This window comes from Streptomyces marincola (assembly GCF_020410765.1).
Lineage (GTDB): Bacteria > Actinomycetota > Actinomycetes > Streptomycetales > Streptomycetaceae > Streptomyces > Streptomyces marincola.
Window position 1 is genome coordinate 4,518,700 of record NZ_CP084541.1, and the last position, 19,882, is coordinate 4,538,581.

At 74.5% G+C, this 19,882-nt stretch carries 17 protein-coding genes; 16 read left to right on the forward strand and 1 reads right to left on the reverse strand.

What is annotated here, in order from left to right; genetic code table 11:
* The first annotated feature begins 48 nt into the window (after window positions 1-48).
* The 11 genes from LC193_RS19935 (at window position 49) to mnhG (ending at window position 13,258) form a co-directional block, all read left to right on the forward strand.
* Window positions 49-429, forward strand: a complete 381-nt coding sequence (locus tag LC193_RS19935) for a hypothetical protein (RefSeq protein ID WP_226076071.1) — start codon at window positions 49-51, stop codon at window positions 427-429.
* Between the two features lie 132 nt (window positions 430-561).
* The gene (locus tag LC193_RS19940) at window positions 562-1,818 is read left to right on the forward strand and encodes a L,D-transpeptidase (protein ID WP_226076072.1); all 1,257 of its coding nucleotides are present in this window, start codon (window positions 562-564) and stop codon (window positions 1,816-1,818) included.
* A gap of 276 nt (window positions 1,819-2,094) precedes the next feature.
* Window positions 2,095-5,355, forward strand: coding sequence for a S8 family serine peptidase (locus tag LC193_RS19945; protein WP_226076073.1), 3,261 nt, complete (start codon window positions 2,095-2,097; stop codon window positions 5,353-5,355).
* A gap of 158 nt (window positions 5,356-5,513) precedes the next feature.
* Window positions 5,514-6,029, forward strand: a complete 516-nt coding sequence (locus LC193_RS19950; protein WP_226076075.1) for a gamma carbonic anhydrase family protein — start codon at window positions 5,514-5,516, stop codon at window positions 6,027-6,029.
* 2 nt (window positions 6,030-6,031) lie between these two features.
* On the forward strand, window positions 6,032-7,201 hold the full coding sequence (locus tag LC193_RS19955) for a fumarylacetoacetate hydrolase family protein (protein ID WP_226076077.1): 1,170 nt from the start codon (window positions 6,032-6,034) through the stop codon (window positions 7,199-7,201).
* 148 nt (window positions 7,202-7,349) lie between these two features.
* Entirely contained in the window at window positions 7,350-10,169 is a 2,820-nt protein-coding gene (locus LC193_RS19960; protein ID WP_226076079.1) for a Na+/H+ antiporter subunit A, read from the forward strand.
* Window positions 10,169-10,606, forward strand: a complete 438-nt coding sequence (locus LC193_RS19965; RefSeq protein WP_226076082.1) for an NADH-quinone oxidoreductase subunit K — start codon at window positions 10,169-10,171, stop codon at window positions 10,604-10,606. The genes LC193_RS19960 and LC193_RS19965 overlap by 1 nt, the downstream gene beginning before the upstream one ends.
* Window positions 10,606-12,093 (forward strand): proton-conducting transporter transmembrane domain-containing protein, encoded by a 1,488-nt coding sequence (locus LC193_RS19970; RefSeq protein ID WP_404819547.1) that lies wholly within the window; start codon window positions 10,606-10,608, stop codon window positions 12,091-12,093. The genes LC193_RS19965 and LC193_RS19970 overlap by 1 nt, the downstream gene beginning before the upstream one ends.
* Before the next feature lie 9 nt (window positions 12,094-12,102).
* Window positions 12,103-12,600, forward strand: a complete 498-nt coding sequence (locus LC193_RS19975) for a Na+/H+ antiporter subunit E (RefSeq protein ID WP_226076088.1) — start codon at window positions 12,103-12,105, stop codon at window positions 12,598-12,600.
* Window positions 12,597-12,863, forward strand: a complete 267-nt coding sequence (locus LC193_RS19980) for a monovalent cation/H+ antiporter complex subunit F (protein WP_226076091.1) — start codon at window positions 12,597-12,599, stop codon at window positions 12,861-12,863. Before LC193_RS19975 ends, LC193_RS19980 begins: the two co-directional genes overlap by 4 nt.
* Window positions 12,860-13,258, forward strand: coding sequence for a monovalent cation/H(+) antiporter subunit G (gene mnhG, locus LC193_RS19985; protein WP_226076093.1), 399 nt, complete (start codon window positions 12,860-12,862; stop codon window positions 13,256-13,258). The genes LC193_RS19980 and mnhG overlap by 4 nt, the downstream gene beginning before the upstream one ends.
* Here mnhG and LC193_RS19990 read toward each other — a convergent pair.
* Window positions 13,255-14,112 (reverse strand): helix-turn-helix transcriptional regulator, encoded by an 858-nt coding sequence (locus LC193_RS19990; RefSeq protein WP_226076096.1) that lies wholly within the window; start codon window positions 14,110-14,112, stop codon window positions 13,255-13,257. The two genes, mnhG and LC193_RS19990, sit on opposite strands and share 4 nt — an antisense overlap.
* A 178-nt stretch (window positions 14,113-14,290) precedes the next feature.
* Between LC193_RS19990 and LC193_RS19995 the strand changes: the two genes are divergently transcribed.
* The 5 genes from LC193_RS19995 (at window position 14,291) to LC193_RS20015 (ending at window position 19,624) form a co-directional block, all read left to right on the forward strand.
* A complete protein-coding gene (locus tag LC193_RS19995; RefSeq protein WP_226076099.1) occupies window positions 14,291-15,283 on the forward strand; it encodes an aldo/keto reductase in 993 nt (330 codons plus the stop codon).
* Between the two features lie 51 nt (window positions 15,284-15,334).
* On the forward strand, window positions 15,335-16,006 hold the full coding sequence (locus LC193_RS20000) for an HAD family hydrolase (protein WP_226076101.1): 672 nt from the start codon (window positions 15,335-15,337) through the stop codon (window positions 16,004-16,006).
* Between the two features lie 215 nt (window positions 16,007-16,221).
* A complete protein-coding gene (locus tag LC193_RS20005; RefSeq protein ID WP_226076103.1) occupies window positions 16,222-17,832 on the forward strand; it encodes an alkaline phosphatase D family protein in 1,611 nt (536 codons plus the stop codon).
* Between the two features lie 140 nt (window positions 17,833-17,972).
* Window positions 17,973-18,866: an LLM class flavin-dependent oxidoreductase gene (locus LC193_RS20010; RefSeq protein WP_226078782.1), complete on the forward strand. Its 894-nt coding sequence runs from the start codon at window positions 17,973-17,975 to the stop codon at window positions 18,864-18,866.
* A 251-nt stretch (window positions 18,867-19,117) separates the two neighbouring features.
* Window positions 19,118-19,624: a helix-turn-helix domain-containing protein gene (locus LC193_RS20015; RefSeq protein ID WP_226076105.1), complete on the forward strand. Its 507-nt coding sequence runs from the start codon at window positions 19,118-19,120 to the stop codon at window positions 19,622-19,624.
* Window positions 19,625-19,882 lie beyond the last annotated feature (258 nt).

The following is a 19,882-nucleotide window of genomic DNA, read 5'->3' on the forward strand; positions in this document are numbered from 1 at the left end:
GCGGGTCGCGGGGAAGGGGTGTCGTCGCGGCGCCTTACCCTCCGGGGCATGAGCGATGAACTGAGCGACGGATTCGGCGACGAGGCCAGGCGCGTCCGCGTCCGGGTGGAGATGGTGCTGGAGATCACCGAGCCCGACGAGCTGATCCGGGCCGCGTGGGCGCGGATCGAGGGCGACACGCTGATGCCCGCGGCGGAGCGGGACCAGGCCGCGCAGGCCGTCTCGCGGGACGAGGCGGAGGCCGTCGCGTACCTGATCGACCCGGTCGACCTGGTCGGTGAGGTACCGGGCGTGGTGCTCGCCCAGGCGTCCTGGAGCAGCGAACGCGTCGACGCGGACGAGGAGGACGGCTGGGAGGACGACGACTTCGACCGGGCCGAGGGCTTCGGCGCCGCCGACGGAGATGACGACGAGGACGACGACCGCTGACCGCTTTGCCCGTTTCGCTCGAACTGGTGATCCGGCCCACGGCTTCACCTAGAGTGGAACCGGCTGCCGCGTCATCACGTTCTCCCTCGTGTGTCCCCAGGGGGACGCGGCAGCGGACGGAGTGTCGATCGGATGAGGGACGGGATGCGGCGCAAGGGCCTGATAGCCACGGCGGCGCTGCTCAGCGGGGTGCTGACTTTGTCGGCATGCAGCGGCGGCGGTGACGACGAGCCTTCCGGCGACCAGGGGGGTGGCAGCGAGCAGTCGGAGGCCGACCGGGCGGCGGAGGACGCGGACACCTCGACCGCTGTGATCTCCATTACCCCGGAGAACGCGGCGGACGGCGTCGGGATCAACGACGACGTGCGGGTCACCGTCGAGGACGGCACGCTCGACGAGGTGGTGATGACGGCCGCGGAGGGCGCCGAGGTGGCCGGCACGATATCCGGGGACGGGACCAGCTGGGCGCCGGACGCCCAGCTGGACCGGGGCACCCGGTACGAGCTCGCGGTCCGGGCCAGCGACGGCGAGGGGCGCGCGGCGCACGAGAGCCGCTCGTTCACCACCGTCTCGCCTGACAGCAGCTTCACCGGCTACTTCACGCCGGAGGACGGCGAGACGGTCGGGGTGGGCATGCCGGTCTCGCTCAACTTCGACAAGCCCATCGAGGACCGCGCCGCGATCGAGGCCGCGGTCGAGATCAACAGCAGCTCCGGCCAGGAGATCGTCGGCCACTGGTTCAGCGACACCAGGCTCGACTTCAGGCCCGAGGACTACTGGCAGGCCAACACCGAGGTCGACGTCTCGCTGAACTTCGACGGCCTCGACGCGGGCGGCGGCATCGTCGGCTGGCAGAACCGCAGCTTCGACTTCACCGTCGGCCGGTCCCAGATCAGCACCGTGGACGCCGAGAGCCACCAGATGGAGGTCGTGCGCGACGGCGAGACGCTGCGCACCATCCCGATATCGGCGGGCAGCGCGGAGAACCCGACGTACAACGGCATCATGGTCATCTCCGAGAAGCTGAAGGAGACCCGGATGAACGGGGCCACCGTCGGCTTCACGGACGACGACGGCGAAGGCGAGTACGACATCCCGGACGTGCCGCACGCGATGCGCCTGTCGACCTCGGGCACGTTCATCCACGGCAACTACTGGGCGGCGGACAGCGTCTTCGGCGGCAGCAACACGAGCCACGGCTGCGTGGGCCTGGCCGATGTCCAGGGCGCGGACGACCCGGAGCAGGACGGCGCCTGGTTCTTCGACCAGTCGCTGCGCGGCGACATCGTCACCGTGATCAACTCGCCCGACCGCGAGATCCAGCCCGACAACGGGCTCAACGGCTGGAACATGAGCTGGGCCGACTGGCAGGCGGGCAGCGCTCTCTGACGCGCCCTCCGCACACGACGCGTCCGGCCACCGAGGCCCGGCCCCCTTCAAGGGGCCGGGCCTCGGTCATGTTTTCGGCCAGATGTGACGAGTGCGGAGCCTCGGCGCCGCCGGGGCCTGCGGGGCCCGACGGGCCGTCGCGCGACGGGAGCGCGGCCGGGAATCTGGCCGGAAGACGGGCAACGGAACAAGAGGTGATTTGCCCAAGCACACAAATCGTCATCGTCCTCCTACGGTTACGAAGTGCGAGCATCTCTTCGAGACGTGGGAGTGACTGTGCACAGGAAGCGAAGAAGGGCCGCGCTGGCCGGAGCCGCGGTCGCGGCCGTGACGGCCGGACTCGCCCTCGGCCCGCCGGCGGGCGCGGCGCCGGGCGACGCGGGGGCGCCCCGGGCCGACGGCGCGGGGAACGAGATCACGCTCATCACCGGCGACCGGGTGCTGCTCGGCGCGGACGGGCAGGTGCTCGGCGTGCGCAGGGCCGACGGCCGGGCGCACGTGCCGTTCTCCGTGACCGCGGGCGAGGACGGCACGTTCGTCGTCCCCTCCGACGCCGAGCCGCTGATCGAGCGGGGCGTGGTCGACCGCCGGCTGTTCGACGTGGCGGAGCTGAGCCGGCCCGAGTACCGGCGGCTGGCGGGCGACGGCGTGCCGGTGATCGTCGGGCACGGCGGCGGACGACAGGCGCGGCCGTTCACCGCGGAAGCCCCCGAGGTGCGCGCCGAACTCGACAGCATCGACGCGCGGGCCATGACGTTGGACGCGGAGCAGGCCGCCGACGCGTGGGCCGCGCTGACCGGACCGGGCCCGCGGGCGCGAGCCCAGGGGGTGACGTCCCTCGCCCTCGACGCCGTGCGCCACGCGAGCCTTGACACCAGCGTCCCGCGCATCGGCGCCCCCGAGGCGTGGGCGGCGGGCCTCGACGGCTCAGGAGTGACCATCGCGGTCCTCGACACCGGCATCGACGCGGCGCACCCCGCCTTCGCGGACGGGCAGGTCGTCGCCGAGGCCAACTTCTCGTTCGCCCCGGACCCGGCCGACCGCGACGGCCACGGCACGCACGTGGCCTCCATCGCCGCCGGCACCGGCGGGCCCGAGGGCGTGCACCGCGGCGTGGCACCCGGCGCCGACCTGCTGAACGGCAAGGTGCTCGACGACTACGGGTCCGGCTTCGACTCCGGCATCATCGCCGGGATGGAATGGGCCGTCGAACAGGACGCCGACATCGTCAACATGAGCCTCGGCGGGCCCGACACGCCCGGCGTCGACCCGCTGGAGCAGGCGGTGAACACGCTGACCGCCGAATCCGGCGCGCTGTTCGTCATCGCCGCGGGCAACCACGGACCCGAGCCCGGCACCCTCGGCTCGCCCGGAAGCGCGGACGCCGCCCTCACCGTCGGTTCCGTCGACGACGAGGACCGGCTCGCGGGCTCCTCCTCCGCGGGACCCAGGCTCGGCGACTCCGCGGTGAAGCCCGATCTGACCGCGCCGGGCGTCGACATCGGCGCCGCGGCGGCCGAGGGCAGCCGCGTCGCCGAGCGGGGCACGCCCGTGGCCGAGGGCTACGCGGCCATCTCCGGCACATCCATGGCCTCCCCGCACGTCGCGGGGGCCGCCGCCCTGGTGGCGCAAGCCCGCCCGGAATCGACCGGCGAGCAGATCAAGGCGGCCCTGGTCGCCTCCGCGATACCGGCCGACGGCTTCAGCGCGTTCCGGCAGGGCGCCGGCCGCGTCGACGTGGCGCGCGCCGTCGAGCAGACCGTCCTCGCCGGCGGGCCCCTCGACTTCGGCGCGGCCGAGTGGCCGCACGACGACGGCTCGACGCTGACCGAGGAGCTGACCTGGACCAACCTCGGTGAGCAGGACGTCACCCTCGACCTGTCCCTGACCGGACAGGCCCCCGACGGCTCTCCGGCCCCCGAGGGGATGTTCTCCCTCGACGCGGACACCGTCACCGTCCCGGCCGGCGGCACCGCGTCCGTCACGGCCACGGCCGCGCCCGGCGCGGCGGGCGCGGACGCCGTCGGCGGCTACGGCATGCACGTGGTGGCCACCGGCGACGGCCGGAGCGTCACGACGGCCGGCGGCGTCGAACTGCTCGAAGAGTCCTGGACCGTCACCGCCGAGGCCACCGCGCGGGACGGCGGCGCGCCGGACCGGTGGTCGCTGGACGTGCTCGACCTGGCGACGGGGCAGGCCGAGACCGTGACCGGCGACGCCGGCGACGACACCCGTGCCGTCCGCCTGCCCGCCGACGGCGACTACCTGCTGGTGTCCACCATCGAGGACCAGGATGCCGACGGCCGGGTGACGGACGCCAGCGCCCAGGTCCACCACCTGCCCGGCCTCGACCAGGACACGGCGGTCGCCTTCGACGCCGCCGACGCGCGGCCCGTGGCACCGACCGTGCCCGACGCCCAGGCCGTGCCGTTCATGCTGCGGGTGGACGCCGTCACCGCCAACGGCGCGCGCGTGGGCTGGGACTACGACCCGGAGTTGACCACGCTGCGCACCGCGTTCTCCGGGCCGGACGCCGGGGAGGCCCTCGGCGCGCACCTCGGCGCCGCCTGGACGGCGGGCGAGGACGCCCAGTACCACGTGTCGGCGCGGCAGGCGGGCGCGTTCTTCACCGGCCACGAACGCGCCTACGCCGCCGAGGACTTCGCGGAGGTGACGATCGACCAGGGGGCCACGGCCGAGGGCACCTCGGGGCAACTGGTCGTAGGGAACGAGCACATGTCCTCCTTCGGCCCCCAGCGCGATCTGCCGGCCACGACCACGCTGCACGTGACCGAGGGGGCGTGGGACCACACGCTCTACTTCTCGGGTCCCGGTGAGGGCGGCGGGCTCGGCTTCCCGGCCCACCCGTACGAGGCGGGGGAGAGCTACGCGCACACGGTCAACACGGGGGTCTTCGGTCCCGGACTGCCGGACGAGAGCGCCGCGTACCGCCGCGGTGACGCCCTCGACCTGTTCGTCCCGCTCGCGGACGGCGGCGGCCACACCGGCTACCTCGACGGTGAGGCGGGTTCGACGACCCTCACCCGGGACGGGGAGGTCGTCTTCGAGCTGGACGACCGGCTGCGCGGCTGGACCTACATAGACGTGCCGCCCGGTCAGGCGCGGTACGAGCTGACGACGGAGGTCCGCAGGCAGGACGCCCGGGTGAGCACGGAGATCGACGTGACGTTCGGCTTCACCTCGGGCACGGTGCCCGAGGGCGAACTGGCGGCCCTGCCCACCTCCGTGGTGCGGTTCGCCCCGCCGCTCGCGCCGGACAGCACGGCCGAGGCCGGGGCGGAGCTGGACGTTCCGGTGACCGTCGTCGGCGCGGCGGCCGGCGGCGACTTCCCGCCGCCCGTGGTGGAGGTCTCGTACGACAGCGGGGACACGTGGCAGGAGGCGGCGGTCGCCGACGGGCACGTGCCGGTTCAGAACCCGGCCGCGGGCGGCACCGTTTCGTTCCGTGCCTCGCTCACCGGCCCGGAGGGCAGCACCACGGAGCAGACCGTGATCGACGCCTACCGCGCGACCTGATCTGCCAGGACCGCTGGCCCCGGTGACCGCCGCCGCGCGGCCACCGGGGGGCAGCGCCCGCGGGGCCGGGCACCGTACTGTCCCGGGCGGGGGCCGGCACCGGCCCCCGCCCGGCACCGCGGCGCCACCGCCGCCCGAAGGTACGGAGTGGAGACCACATGACCGTGCGCCCGTTCGAAGGCAACCGGCCCGACCTCGACCCCGGCGCGTGGATCGCGCCGAACGCCACCGTCATCGGCGCCGTCCGCGTCGGCCCCGAGGCCGGCATCTGGTACGGCGCGGTCCTGCGCGGCGACACCGAGCGCATCGAGGTCGGCCCCGGCAGCAACGTGCAGGACGGCTGCGTGCTGCACGCCGACCCCGGCTCCCCCGCGGTCGTCGGGGCGGGCGTGTCCATCGGGCACCGCGCCGTCGTGCACGGCTGCACCGTCGAGGACGACGTGCTGATCGGCATGGGTGCCGTCCTGCTCAACGGCGCCCACGTGGGCCGGGGTTCACTGATCGCGGCCGGCACCGTCCTGCTCGGGGGCACCAGGGTGCCGCCGGGTTCACTCGTCGCCGGGGTGCCGGGCAAGGTCCGCAGGCAGCTGTCCGCCGAGGAGACCGACGACATCCGCCGCAACGCCGCCCACTACCGTGAACTGGCCCGCCGCCACGCCCGGACGGAGTCCTGACCATGGATCTGCTCGACCACCGCGCCGCGATACTCCCCGAGGACGCCGACCGCGCCCTCCTCCTGGCCCGCCTGCACGACCCGCGCGACGGCGGTCCGTCCGTCGCGGTCGTCCGCGACGGGCGGTTCGCCGACCTGACCCCCATCACGCCCACCGTCGCGCACGTGCTGGACCACCCCGCCCCCGCCGCGTTCGCCGCCGAGGCACCCGCCACGCGGACCTGGCCCGTCGACGAGGTCCTGCACGCGACCCTCACCGGCCGCCGCGACGTCCCCCACCTCCTCGCCCCCTGCGACATACAGGTGCTCAAGGCGTGCGGCGTGACGTTCGTGCGCAGCATGATCGAACGGGTCATCGAGGAACGCGCCGCGGGCGACCGCGCGGGCGCCGCCGCGATCCGCGCCCGGGTGCGTGAGGTCATCGGCGGGCACATCGGGGAACTGGTGCCGGGCTCCCCGGCCGCCGCCCGCGCCAAGGAGGTGCTGATCGCCGAGGGGCTGTGGTCCCAGTACCTGGAGGTCGGCATCGGCCCCGACGCCGAGGTCTTCACCAAGGCCCCGGTGCTCTCCGCCGTCGGGCTCGGCGCCGACGTCGGCATCTGGAGCCGCTCCACCTGGAACAATCCCGAGCCGGAACTGGTCCTCGCCGTCGACTCCCGCGGCCGGGCCGTCGGCGCCACGCTCGGCAACGACGTCAACCTGCGCGACGTCGAGGGCCGCAGCGCCCTGCTGCTCGGCAAGGCCAAGGACAACAACGCCTCGTGCGCCATCGGCCCGTTCATCCGGCTGTTCGACGACGCGTTCACGATCGACGACGCCCGCGCGCTCGACATCTCCCTGACCGTCACGGGCGACGGCGGGTTCCGTCTCGAAAGCGTCAGCTCGCTCAGCGAGATCAGCCGCGACCCGCTCGACCTGGTGGCGCAGGTCACCGGGCCACTGCACCGGTACCCGGACGGGCTGATGCTGTTCACCGGCACGATGTTCGCGCCCACCCAGGACCGCGACGCGCCCGGCGAGGGCTTCACCCACCACCCCGGGGACGTGGTGCGGATCTCGGCGCCGCGCCTTGGCAGCCTCGTGAACACCGTCGCGCACAGCGAGCAGGCGCCGCCCTGGACGTTCGGCATCCGCGCGCTCATGGGCAACCTCGCGCGGCGCGGACTGCTCTGAACCCGGCCGCCCGCGGCCACCACCCTCCCGCCCCCGCGCAGGTCTGACGGCCATTCAGCCCAAACTCCGTTATTTCCGCTGGTCCCGGGGAACCTGTGCGGGGGCCGTCGATGACGAGGCGTCGACGATGAGGTGAGGGAGCGGCTGCATGGTGGTGCTGGTGATCGCCCATCTCGGCGTCGCCGCGCTGGTGCCGTTCCTGGCGCCGCGCCTGCGGCGCCTGGTGTGGCTGGTGGCGGCCCTGCCGCCGCTCGCCACGGTGGTGTGGGCGCTCTACCGGGCCGGGCAGGTGCTCGACGGCGAGCCCGTGACCGAGAGCCTGCCCTGGGCGCCCGCGCTCGACCTGCGGCTCGACACCGTGCTCGACCCGCTGTCGCTGCTGATGGTGCTGGTCGTCAGCGGCATCGGCGCGCTCGTCCTCGCCTACGGCGCCCACTACTACCGGGAGCGGGAAGCGGGCCGCGAGGCCGGCTGGCTCCTCGTCTTCGCCGGCGTGATGCTCGGCCTCGTCGTCGCCGACCACCTGCTGCTGCTCTACACCTTCTGGGAACTGACCACCGTCGTCTCGTTCCTGCTCATCGCGGGCCGCAACCCGGGCACGGAACGCCGCCGCGCCGCGGAACAGGCCCTGCTGACGACGGTGCTCGGCGGCCTGGCGATGCTCCTCGGGCTGGTCATGCTCGGCCAGGCGGGCGGCACCTACCGGCTCTCGGAACTCCTCGCCGACCCGCCGGACGGCGGCTGGGTGCCGGTCGCGCTGGTCCTCGTGCTGGTCGGCGCGTTCACCAAGTCGGCGCAGGTGCCGTTCCACTCCTGGCTCCCCGTGGCGATGGTCGCCCCGACCCCGGTCAGCGCCTACCTGCACGCCGCGGCCATGGTCAAGGCCGGCGTCTACCTGGTGGCGCGGCTCGCGCCCGGCTTCGCCGAGGTCGCGCCCTGGCGCCCGCTCGTCCTGGCGTTCGGCCTCGCGACGATGGTGATCGGCGCGTGGCGCGCGCTGCGCGAGAAGGACCTCAAACGCGTCCTCGCCTGGAGCACCATCAGCGAACTCGGCATGCTCGTCGCCCTGCTGGGCGCGGGCACGAGGACCGCCGCGCTCGCCGGCGCGGTCATGCTGCTGGCGCACGCGCTGTTCAAGTCGAGCCTGTTCATGGTGACCGGCGTCATCGAGCACCAGACCGGCACCCGCGACCTGCGCAAACTCTCCCGGCTCGGCGCGCGCCTGCCCGCCGTGTGCGCCGTCGCCGCGCTCTCCGCCGGCTCCATGGCCGGCCTGCCGCCCCTGCTCGGCTTCATCGGCGAGGAGGCCAGGTACGAGGCGTTCCTCCACGGCGGAGTGGCCGGGGTGCCGTGGACGCCGCTCGCGCTGTTCGCGGGCTCGGTGCTGACCGTCGCCCTCTCCGCCCGCTACCTGTGGGGCGCGTTCGCGGCCAAGCCGGGGCTGCCCGACACGCCGGCGCCCCGCCCGGCGGCGGCGTTCCTCGCGCCCGCGGCCGTCCCGGCCGCGCTCGGCGCCGCGTTCGGCCTGCTGCCGGCCGTCACCGAGGGCCTGACCGGCCCGTACGCCGACGCCTACTCGGTGCCCGAGGGCGACAAGCCGTACCACCTCTCGCTGTGGCACGGCCTGACCTGGGTGCTTGCCCTGTCGGTGCTGACCGTGCTGCTCGGGCTCGCGCTGCACCTCGGCCGCCGCGCCGTGGTGTCCTTCAGGTCCCGGCTGCCGCGGCTGCCCGACGCGCAGGGCGGCTACCGGGCCGCGATCCGCGGCCTCGGCTCGTTCGCCATCGCCTTCACGCGCGTCACCCAGGTCGGTTCGCTGCCGTTCTACCTGACCGTGGTCCTCTCCACGGTCGTCCTGCTCTCGCTGGGGTCGCTGCTGTCCGGCGCCTCGCCCACGGGGCACGTCGAGCTGTGGCGGTCCTGGGTCGAACTGGTGCCCGCCGTCGTCGTGCTCGGCGCGGCGATCGCCGCCACGCTCATCCGGGACCGCCTGGCCGCCGTGCTGCTCACCGGCGCCGTCGGCTACGGCGTGGCCTGCCTGTTCGTGGCGCGGGACGCGCTCGACCTGGCCCTGACCCAGTTCCTCGTCGAATCGCTCACCCTGGTCGTCATCGTCCTCGTGCTCCGCCGGCTGCCGCCGCGCTTCACCCCGGAGGGGCAGGCGACCAGCGGACGCTGGGTGCGCCTGGTGGTCTCGCTGGCCACGGGAACGCTGGTCGCCGTGTTCTCGCTCGTCGCCACGCAGGCGCGCGACGACACCTCGGAAGCCCCCGACTACGCCAGCCACCTGGAGGAGACCGGCAGCAAGAACCCCGTCAACGCGATCATCGTCGACTTCCGGGCCCTCGACACCCTCGGGGAGATCGCCGTGCTCCTGGTCACCGCCATCGGCGTGGTGAGCCTGGTCCGCGTGTGGGGCGGAGAGGACGTGGAGCCGGGCCAGGCGGCTCCCGTCGCGGGCCCGCAGGAGCCGCCCGCCCACCAGCGGGACGAGCGGGCGGAACGTTCGCCCGCCGCCCGCTGGGACCAGCCGCGCCAGCAGTGGCTGCCGGGCGTGACCGAACGGCCGGGCACGGAACGCTCCGTGGTGATGGAGGTCCTCACCCGGGTGCTGTTCGCCTCGATCCTCGCCTTCTCCGTCTTCCTGCTGTTCTACGGCCACTACGGGCCCGGCGGCGGCTTCGCCGGCGGGCTGGTCGCCGGGCAGGCGTTCGTGCTGCGCTACCTGGTCGGCGGACGCACCGACCTGGGGCTCGCCGCGCCGATCGACCCCGGGATCGTGGCGGGCGGCGGCCTCGCGCTGGCCGCGGGCGCCGGCCTCGTGCCGCTCGCCTTCGGCAGCGAGCCGCTCTCCGCGACGCTCTGGCTGCACGTCAGCACGTCCATCGGTTTCGACATCGGCGTGTACGTGCTCGTCGTCGGTGTGATCCTCAAGCTGCTTTCCGCCGCGGAGGGAGCGCGCGCCTGATGAGAAGCATCGACCTGACCATGGCCGTGGTGGTGGGGGGCCTGTTCGCCACCGGCGTCCACCTCATGCTCCAGCGGTCGCTGACCCGTATCCTGCTCGGCTTCATCCTCCTCGGCCACGGCACCAACCTGCTGCTGCTCACCACCGGCGGCGCCGACCCGCTGCCGCAGGCCATGGCACTGACCGCCATCGTCATCACCTTCGGCGTCACCACCTTCCTGCTGGCGCTCGCCTACCGGTCCTGGCGGCTCTCGGGACACGACGAGGTCCGCGACGACATCGAGGACCGCCGCATCGGGGACGTGCGCGAACGGGCCGACATCGAGCCCACCGCCGACACCGGCGACGAGGACGACGAGGACGACGAGGGCTGGGACGACTTCGCCGGGCGGGGACGGGCCGCGCCCGGCGGCCGGCGGGGGGAGGACGCGGGATGATGACGTGGCTGATCGCACTGCCCGTGATGCTGCCGATCCTCGCGGCCGGCGTCTCCCTCGGCCTCTCGCGGCACGGGCGGGCCCAGCGGCTGCTGACGGTGCTCGTCCTGACGGGCGTGTTCGTCGACGCCGTGCTGCTGCTCGTGGCCGTCGACCGGGACGGCCGCGCCGAGGTCGCGTTCGGCGGCTGGGCGCCCACCCTGGGCATCACCCTGGTCGCCGACCTGCTCTCCGCGCTGTTCCTCTCGGTGTCCGCGCTCGTCGCGCTCGCCGTGCTGATCTTCGCGATCGGGCAGGGCACCCCCGACCGCGCCGGCACCGGCATCGTGCCGTTCCACCCCGCGTACCTGCTGCTCGTGGCCGGGATCGCGCTGGCGTTCCTCTCGGGCGACCTGTTCAACCTGTTCGTCGCGTTCGAGGTGATGCTCGCCTCGTCCTACGTGCTGATCACGCTGAACGCCGGGGCCACGCGCGTGCGCGCCGGGATGACGTACACGATGACCAGCCTCATGTCCTCGCTGCTGTTCCTGACGGCCATCGCCCTCATCTACGCCGCCACCGGCACCGTCAACCTCGGCGAACTCGCCGAGCGCACCGCGGAACTCGACGCGGGCGTGCGCTCGGCGCTCGGCGCGTTCCTGCTCGTGGTCTTCGCCATCAAGGCGGCCGTCGTCCCCCTGCACTTCTGGCTGCCCGACGGCTACCCCACGGCGCCCGCCCCGATCACCGCGGTCTTCGCCGCGCTGCTCACCAAGGTCGGCGTCTACGCGATGCTGCGCACCCAGACCCAGCTGTTCCCGCGCGACGACACGTGGTGGCTGGTGGCCGCCGCCGCCGTGCTGACGATGCTGGTCGGCATCCTCGGCGCCATCGCGCAGGACGACATCAACCGGCTGCTGTCGTTCGCCCTCGTGAGCCACATCGGGTTCATGCTGATGGGGATCGCGCTGTTCGACGCCGAGGGCTTCACCGGCACGATCCTGTACATTATCCACCACATCGTCGTGCAGGCCGGCCTGTTCCTCGTCACCGGTCTCGTCGTGGCCAGGACGGGCACCGCGGCGCTGCACCGCCTGGAATCCCACGACCCGCGGGAGCCGGGACCCGTGCCGGGCGTCCAGGGGAACGAGGGCACGCCGCCGGTGGTCACCGCGCTGTTCCTGCTGCCCGCGCTGAGCATGGCGGGGATCCCGCCGTTCTCCGGCTTCATCGCCAAGTTCGCCCTGCTGCGCGCGGCCGTCGCCGACGGCGGCGCCGCCGCCTGGCTGATGTCCGCCGCCGCGCTGGTCACCAGCCTGCTCACCCTCTACGCGATGATCCGGGTGTGGCGCGCGGTGTCCGCGCCCGTCATCGCCCCGGCCGGCCGGCCCAGCCTCACCCTCGTGGCCACCGCGGGCATCGTGCTCGTCGGCCTGGCCATCGCGGCGGGCGCCGGGCCGCTCGCCGACCTGAGCGAACGCGCCGCCCACGACCTGCTCGCCCGCTGAGGAGGCACCATGAAGCTGCGCACCGTGCTCAAGCCGCTGTGGCTGTGGCTGCTGTGGATCATGCTCTGGGGATCGGTCAGCGCGGTCGTGCTGATCGGCGGACTCGTCGTCGCCATCGGCGTCACCGCCGCCTTCCGGATGCCCGCGGTCAGGCTCGGCGTCACCGTGCGCCCGCTGCGGCTGATCGGCGGCGTGTGGCACATGCTCACCGACCTCGTGACCTCCGCGTCGTCCGTCGGCTGGGCGGCGATCCGCCACGGCAGACGCGTGCCGGCCGCGGTCATGGAGGTGCCCATCGCCGAGGACAGCGACCTGCTCATCGCGGGCACCGTGTTCCTCACCGCCATGAGCCCGGGCAGCCTCGTCCTGGAGATCGACCGCGAACGGCGCCTGCTGTACGTGCACGGGCTGCCCGCCGGTTCCCCCGCCGCCGCCGAACGGCTGCGCCGTTCCGTGCAACGCGCCGAACGCGTCACCGCGTCCGTACTGAAGGAGGCACCCAAGTGAACGTGGTCTTCACCGTCACCCTGGCGCTGCTCGCGGCCTCCGCGCTGCTCGTGCTGCCGCGCCTGCTGCGCGGGCCCGGCGTGCTCGACCGCATCGTGTCGCTCGACGTCCTGGTCACCCTCATCGTCTGCGCCCTCGCGGTGAACGTCGCCGCCAACGACGCGGGCCTGTCCGTTCCGCTGCTGCTCGTGCTCGTGCTGCTCGGATTCATCGGCTCGGTGACCGCCGCGCACCTCGTGGAGGAGCGGGAGGACATCAGGTGACCGTGCTCATCGACACGGTGTCGGCGGTGCTGCTGCTGACCGGCGCCGTCTTCTGCCTGCTCACCGGCGTCGGCGTGCTGCGGTTCCCCGACGCCATCTGCCGCCTGCACGCCGCCGCCAAGGCCCAGACGCTCGGCGTGCTGCTCATCGCCCTCGGCACCGCGATGCAGGTGCCCGCCAAGTACAGCTGGGCGCTGCTGCTCGTCGCCGGGTTCCAGCTCATCACCGTGCCCGTGACCGGGCAGGTCGTCGGCCGCACCGCCTACCGCACCGGCGGCGCGCACCGGCCCGGCCTCGTCGTGGACCAACTCGCCGACCGGCTCGCCGCCGACGAGGAGTACGTCAGGGGCGGCGGCACCCTCCCTGGGCACCGGGGGCAGGACCCGGAGCGCTAGCTTTCGGGCCCGGCCGGTGCCGCGCCGGCTTGCCCGGCGGTCGCCGCCAGCCGGTCGAGCGCGGCCTGCTCGGGGCTGCCGGGCTCCGCGGTGTACGTCACGAACTGGCGGTGCGCTGGGCCCGGCAGGAGCAGCGACACGTAGTTCAACGTGAGCGGCCCCACCAGCGGGTGCCGGAACGACTTGCGGCCGATGCCGGGGCCCCGCACGTCGTGCCGCGCCCACAGCGCGCGGAACTCCGCGCTGCTCGCCATCAGTTCCTCCACCAGCCCTCGCGTGTCCGGGTCGTCGGGGTCCCGGCCGGTGGCGCCGCGGAGCTGGGCGATGCCGTACAGAGCCATCAACTCCCAGTCCCCGTAGAGTTCGCGCGCCCGCGGATCGCGGAACGCGTACCAGACCAGGTTGCGGTGCCGCGGCGGCAGGGCGGCGAAGTCCGTGAACAGGGCCGCCGCCATCGGATTCCACGCCAGCACGTCGAGGCGGCCGTTGAGCACGTAGGCGGGTACCGGGCCGATGGCCGCGAGCAGCGTCCGCACCGCGGGGTCCACGCGGGGCTCGGCCCGGCGGCGCGCGGGCGCGTGCGCCGCGCGCGCCAGCAGGTACATGTGGTCGCGCTCGTCGTCGTCCAGGCGCAGGGCCCGGGCCAGGCCGTCCAGCACGGACGGCGAGGGGTGCCCGCCGCGCCCCTGCTCGATCCGCATGTAGTAGTCGGGGCTGATGCCGGCCAGCTGCGCGACCTCCGCGCGCCGCAGCCCGGGCGAACGCCGCCGCCCGCCGCCGGGCAGCCCGACATCACCCGGCAGCAGCCGGTCGCGGCGGGAGCGCAGGAACACCGCCAGGTCACGCGTTGCCATGTCCCGAGTCTGCCCCGCCGCGCGGGCGCCGCGCCCCGGTGAGCCTGGCCCTGGGAGGGCTAGTAAAAACCGGGTACTGGCCGCTGCCCCCGCGGGCCCCGATGATCCCCTCTGGGCGGGCAGGACCGCGCCCGGGCCGCGGCGGCCCGGGGCGGCGTCCCGCGGGAGGAGGCACGACATGCGGTATCGCAGGCTGGGCGAGCACGGTCCGCGGGTGTCGGTACTCGGCTTCGGCGCCATGTCGCTGACGACCGGCATCTACGACGACGTGACGGCAGAGGACGCGCGGACCGCGCTGCTGGCCGCGCTCGACACGGGAACGACGTTCGTCGACACCGCCGACATCTACGGCGGCGACGGCGAGAGCGAACGGACGATCGGCCGGGTGCTCGGTGCCCGCCGCGACGAGATCGTGCTGGCCACCAAGTTCGGTGGCGACCAGGACGCCGGAGGCCGCCTGGTGCCGGGCCTCGGCAGGCCCGCGTACGTGCGCGACGCCATCGACGCCAGCCTGCGGCGGCTGCGCACCGACCACGTCGACCTCTACTACCTGCACCGCCTCGACCCGACCACCCCTGTCGAGGACACGGTCGGCGCGCTGGCCGGACTGGTCGAGGCGGGCAAGATCCGGCACATCGGGCTGTCCGAGGTGTCACCGGCCACGCTGCGCCGCGCCCACGCCGTGCACCCGGTCACCGCGCTCCAGACCGAGTACTCGCTGTTCCACCGGGACCCGGAGGACGAACTGCTCGCGGTCTGCGCCGAACTCGGCGTCGGCTTCGTCGCCTACAGCCCGCTGGGCCGTGGGCTCCTCGGCGGGGGCGTGCGCGGCGTGGCGGACCTCGGGCCGCGCGACTGGCGCCACACCAACCCGCGCTTCCAGTCGGGGAACATCGACCACAACGTGACGCTCGTCGGCACGCTGGCCGATCTGGCCGCCGCGCACGGCATCGGCACCGCGCAGCTCGCGCTCGCGTGGCTCCTGCACCGCGGCGCCTTCCCGATTCCCGGCACGCGCCGGGCCGCGAACGTGCGCGCGAACGCCGAGGCAGCCGAACTCCGGCTGCCGACCGGTGTCTTCGACGAGTTGGAGAGCCTGCTGCCGCGCGGCGCGGCGGCCGGGGAACGCGCCGACGAGAGGTACCTGGCGGGCGTCGACACCGGCGCCTGAGGCACCGCAGAATGGAGGGCGCCGGCCGCCGGGCGACGGGAGGAACGGGTCGTGCTGCACGTCTTCGACATGGACGGCACGCTGCTGCACGGCACCACGGCCGGCCTCGAGATCGCCCGCCGGAGCGGCACCCTCGCCGAGCTTGTCGCGCTCGAAGGGCGGTTCGCGGCCGGTGAGCTGGACACGCGCGGCTTCGCCGCCGCCATCCACGCCCTGTGGACCGGTCTCACCCCCGCCGTCGTCGCCGCCGCGTTCGCCGGGGCGCCGTGGCTGTCCGGCATCCCCGAGGTGTGCGCGGACATCCGCCGCCGCGGCGAGCGTTCCGTGGTGATCACCATGTCGCCCGACTTCTTCGCCCGGCTGCTGCTGCCCCTGGGCTTCGACGAGGTGGTCGCCTCGCGGTTCCCCGAGCCGCCGTTCGCCGCGCCGCTCGACCCGGCGCACATCCTGACCCCTCGGGACAAGGTGCGCGTCGTCGGGGAACTGCGCGCCCGCCACGGCCTGTCCGCGGAGCAGTGCGTGGCCTACGGCGACTCCCGGTCCGACGCGCCGCTGTTCAGGAGCCTGCGCCACACCGTGGCCGTCAACGCCGACGAACACCTCGCCGGACTCGCCGCCCTGAGCTACCGCGGACCGAGCCTCACCGAGGCGTACGCCGTGGCGCGCACGCTCCTGCCGGGGCGCGACGCGCCCGCGGCGGGCGCCCCGCGTGCGCATCCGTGAGCCGCGTTCAGCGACGGTGCGCGTGAGGCTGCCCCCACACAACCCTCACGCGCCGTTCCCCCGCACCTCGCTCGCCGTACAAGAATGGGTGCGGACCGTGTTGTTGTTCCCCGAATGGTGGTGAGACGTAGGGTGAGGCTCCACCGCGACGTCATTCCCCGCCAGGATCGTGGCGGCCCGTCAGTACCACCGTGCACAGACGGGCAGGTTCTCCGATGGATCTCACCAGACGCCGCCTCCTCGGCGGCGCCGGCGCCGGGACGGCGGCGCTCGGCCTCTTCGCCGCCGGTTTCAGCAACGGTTCCGCCTGGGCCAGCCCTCGTTTCCCCGACGACCCCTTCCGCCTCGGCGTGGCCTCGGGCGACCCGCACCCCGACGGCGTCGTCCTGTGGACGCGCCTGGCTCCCGACCCGCTCGCCGTCGACGGCAGGGGAGGCATGCCAGAGCGGCGCGTCCCCGTGCAGTGGCAGGTGGCCCGCGACGAGCGTTTCCGGCACGTCGTCCGCCGGGGCACCAGCCACGCCGTGCCCGAGCTCGGCCACTCCGTCCACGTCGAGGTCCAGGGTCTGGCTCCCGGCCGCGTCTACTACTACCGGTTCCGCGTCGCGGGCGAGTTCAGCCCCACCGGCCGCACCCGCACCGCGCCCTCCCCTCGCGGCGACGGGCGCGGCGCGCAGGTGTCGTTCGCGTTCGCCTCCTGCCAGTGCTGGTACGAGGGCTTCTACACGGCCTACCGGCACATGGCCGACGAGGACCTCGACTTCGTCGTGCACCTCGGCGACTACCAGTACGAGTACGGTGTCGGCGCGACCGCGGGTGTGCGCGGCATGGAACTGGACGCCTCGTTCCTGCGCGAGACCCTCACCCTGCCCGAGTACCGCAACCGGCTCGCCCTCACCAAGCTCGACGCCGACCTCCAGGCCGCCCACCAGGCCTTCCCCTGGGTCCTCACGTGGGACGACCACGAGGTCGAGAACAACTGGGCGGGCGACATCGCGGCCGTCGACAGCGACGGCTTCCCCGACGCGGACCCGGCCAGCTTCAGGGCCCGCAAGGCCGCCGCCTTCCAGGCGTACTACGAGCACCTGCCGCTGCGCCTGCCGCAGCGGCCCGAGGGCCCGAGGGCGCGCATGTACCGGCGGCTGCCGTTCGGCCGCGTGCTCGACCTGCACGTGCTCGACTCCCGCTCCTACCGCGACGACCAGGCGTGCGGCGACGGCACCAAGCCGGGCTGCGACACCGAACGCCGCGACCCCGCGCGCACGATGCTCGGTGCCGAGCAGGAGCGGTGGCTGCTCGACGGCGCCGCGCGGTCCGGCGCCACGTGGAACGTGCTCGCCAACCAGACCCTCATCGCCCAGGTCGACCAGGATCCCGACCCCGACATCCTCTCCTCCGGACTCGACATGTGGGACGGCTACACCGCTGCCCGCGACCGGTTGCTGACCGGCCTGCACCGGCGCGGCGCCGCGAACCCTGTCGTTCTGACCGGTGACATCCACCGCAGCGTCGTCGCCGACCTCAAGCTCGACTTCGACGACGAGCGGTCGCCTGTCGTCGCGACCGAGTTCGCCGGCACCTCGATCAGCTCGGGCCGGGACGGCGCCGCCATGGACCAGGTCGGCCGCAACTGGCTCACGGAGGGCGTCAACCCGCACTTGAAGTGGCACAACGCGCAGCGCGGCTACACCGTTCTGCGCGCGACCCGGCGCGAACTGCGCGCGGACTACCGGATCGTGCCGTACGTCACCACCCCCGGCGCACCCGTCGAGACGGCCGCCCGCTTCATCGTCGAACCCGGGCGCCCCGGCGCGCAGTTCGCCTGACCTCCGCGCCACCACCCGCGGGGTGCGCGGACCGCGCGCCCCCCGCCGCCCCGCGGGCACGTGGATGGATCACGGCCGGACGTTGCCCGTACGGTGGGATCGTGACCCTAGTGACGGCCGGCAGGCCACGCCTCGGCGTAATGTTCGATCGGGACCAACCTCCGGAAGACCTCGCGCACTTCGCCGCCGCGGTGGAGGAGCAGGGCGCCGACGACCTGTGGGTCGTCGAGGACCTGTCCTGGGGCGGCTCGATCGCCTCGGCGGCGCTCGCGCTCGCCGCGACCTCGCGCCTGCGCGTGGGCATCGGCATCGCGCCCGCGCCGTTGCGCAACCCCGCGCTGCTCGCCATGGAACTGGCCACGCTGGCCCGCGTGTTCCCCGGCCGCCTGGTGGCCGGGATCGGCCACGGCGTGCCCGAGTGGATGGCCAGGGTCGGCGCCGCGCCCGCGAGTCCGCTCACCCTGCTTGAGGAGACGGTGACCACCGTGCGCACCCTCCTCGCCGGTGAGGAGGCCGAGGTGGACGGGCGGGCCGTCCAGGTGCGGGGCGTGCGTCTTGTCCACCCGCCGGCCGAGCCGCCGCCCGTGGTGACCGGGGTGGTGCGCCCGCGCTCCCTGCGGCTGTCGGGCCGGGTGGCCGACGGCACCATCCTCGCCGAGGGGCAGGGCCCCCGGCACATCGCCGCGGCGCTGCCCCACCTCACGGGCGGCAGGGAGGCGGCGGCGGTCAGCGGCCCGCACGAGCTGATCGTGTTCACGCACCTGAACGTGCCGGCCGACCCGGAGCTGACCGGGCCCGTTCTGGCCGAGCAGGCGGGCTGGCTCGGCATCCCGGCCGATGAGGCGTTCCTCGCGGCGGGTGATCCCGACACGGCCGCGGCGCGCATTCACGAGTTGTGGCACGCGGGGGCGTCCACCGTCGTCCTGCGGCCGGTCGGCCCCGACCCGCTCGGCCAGACGGCCGCCGCGCTGGCCGCTGCCGCCCGGCTGCCCGGCGGCGTCTGGACCGGTGGGCAGGAGGCGCCGGCCCCGTGACGGCGTGACCGTTCCGGCGCGGTGGCGGCGCGACCGCTTCGGCCCCGTGACGGCGCGACCGTTCCGGCGCGGGGCACGCCGGCCCGTTCCGCCGTCGCGCGCGGGGCGTGAACGCGCCTGGCCGCGCCGCCCGTTCACGCCCCGCAGGCGCCGGCCCACCGCCGTCCGGCCCCCGTGGCCGGGCGGCGGTTTCGCGCCGGGCGGAACGCCGCGCGGTGCCCGTTCCGCCCGGCTGCTCCTAACCTGGGCGGGTGAGCAGCCACCACGCGCCGAACGAAACCCGCGTCGTCGTCCCGCTGCGTCCGGCCGCCCGCCGGGCGCGGCGCACCCCACCGGAGGACCGTGCCGCCCAGCCCTCCGCCCCCGGCCCGGCCGGGCGCCCGGAGCGCGAGTGGCCCAGGGAGCCTTTGTTCCGGCACGCCGTGGGCGGCGTGCTGCGCCGCAGGCGCCTGGCGCAGCGGCGCACGCTCAAAGACGTGGCCGACGCCGCGCGCATCTCCATGCCCTATCTCTCGGAGCTGGAGCGCGGGCGCAAGGAGGCGTCCTCCGAGGTCCTGGCCGCCGCGGCGCGCGCCCTCGGCCTCGGCCTGGCCGACCTCCTCGCCCTGGTGCACGACGAGGTGGCGGGCCAGGCGGCCGGCCTCCGCGCCGCGGACGACGGCCGGGCCACCTCCGTGACCGGCCGGCCCCGCGCCGGGCGCCCGGCCGGGACGCACCGCGCGGCCCCGCCCGACGCGCTGCTCCTGGCAGCCGCCTGACCCGGAACCGTTTGACTCGGTACCGTCTGGCCCGGCGCCGCCCGGCGGGCCGCCTGACTCGGTCCGCCTGGCCCGGCGCCGCCTGGCCCGGCACGGCGCCGTCTGGCCCGGCGCAGCCCGGCCGCGCCTGACCCGGCGGGCCGCCCGGCACCGCCCGACCGGCGGGCCGCCCGGCCCCGCCTGACCGGCCCCGCCCATCTGGCCCGGCGCAGCCCGGCCCGGCATCGCCTGGCCCGGCACGGCGCCGTCTGGCCCGGC

Bases quoted from the DNA above. Each gene is read 5' to 3' on its own strand.
- LC193_RS19975 (WP_226076088.1), top strand. From the start codon at position 12,103: ATGAAGCTGCGCACCGTGCTCAAGCCGCTGTGGCTGTGGCTGCTGTGG.
- LC193_RS19965 (WP_226076082.1), top strand. From the start codon at position 10,169: ATGAGAAGCATCGACCTGACCATGGCCGTGGTGGTGGGGGGCCTGTTC.
- LC193_RS20005 (WP_226076103.1), top strand. From the start codon at position 16,222: ATGGATCTCACCAGACGCCGCCTCCTCGGCGGCGCCGGCGCCGGGACG.
- LC193_RS19970 (WP_404819547.1), top strand. From the start codon at position 10,606: ATGACGTGGCTGATCGCACTGCCCGTGATGCTGCCGATCCTCGCGGCC.
- LC193_RS19950 (WP_226076075.1), top strand. From the start codon at position 5,514: ATGACCGTGCGCCCGTTCGAAGGCAACCGGCCCGACCTCGACCCCGGC.
- LC193_RS19955 (WP_226076077.1), top strand. From the start codon at position 6,032: ATGGATCTGCTCGACCACCGCGCCGCGATACTCCCCGAGGACGCCGAC.
- LC193_RS19995 (WP_226076099.1), top strand. From the start codon at position 14,291: ATGCGGTATCGCAGGCTGGGCGAGCACGGTCCGCGGGTGTCGGTACTC.
- LC193_RS19935 (WP_226076071.1), top strand. From the start codon at position 49: ATGAGCGATGAACTGAGCGACGGATTCGGCGACGAGGCCAGGCGCGTC.
- LC193_RS19990 (WP_226076096.1), bottom strand. From the start codon at position 14,112: ATGGCAACGCGTGACCTGGCGGTGTTCCTGCGCTCCCGCCGCGACCGG.
- LC193_RS20010 (WP_226078782.1), top strand. From the start codon at position 17,973: ATGTTCGATCGGGACCAACCTCCGGAAGACCTCGCGCACTTCGCCGCC.
- LC193_RS19940 (WP_226076072.1), top strand. From the start codon at position 562: ATGAGGGACGGGATGCGGCGCAAGGGCCTGATAGCCACGGCGGCGCTG.
- LC193_RS19960 (WP_226076079.1), top strand. From the start codon at position 7,350: ATGGTGGTGCTGGTGATCGCCCATCTCGGCGTCGCCGCGCTGGTGCCG.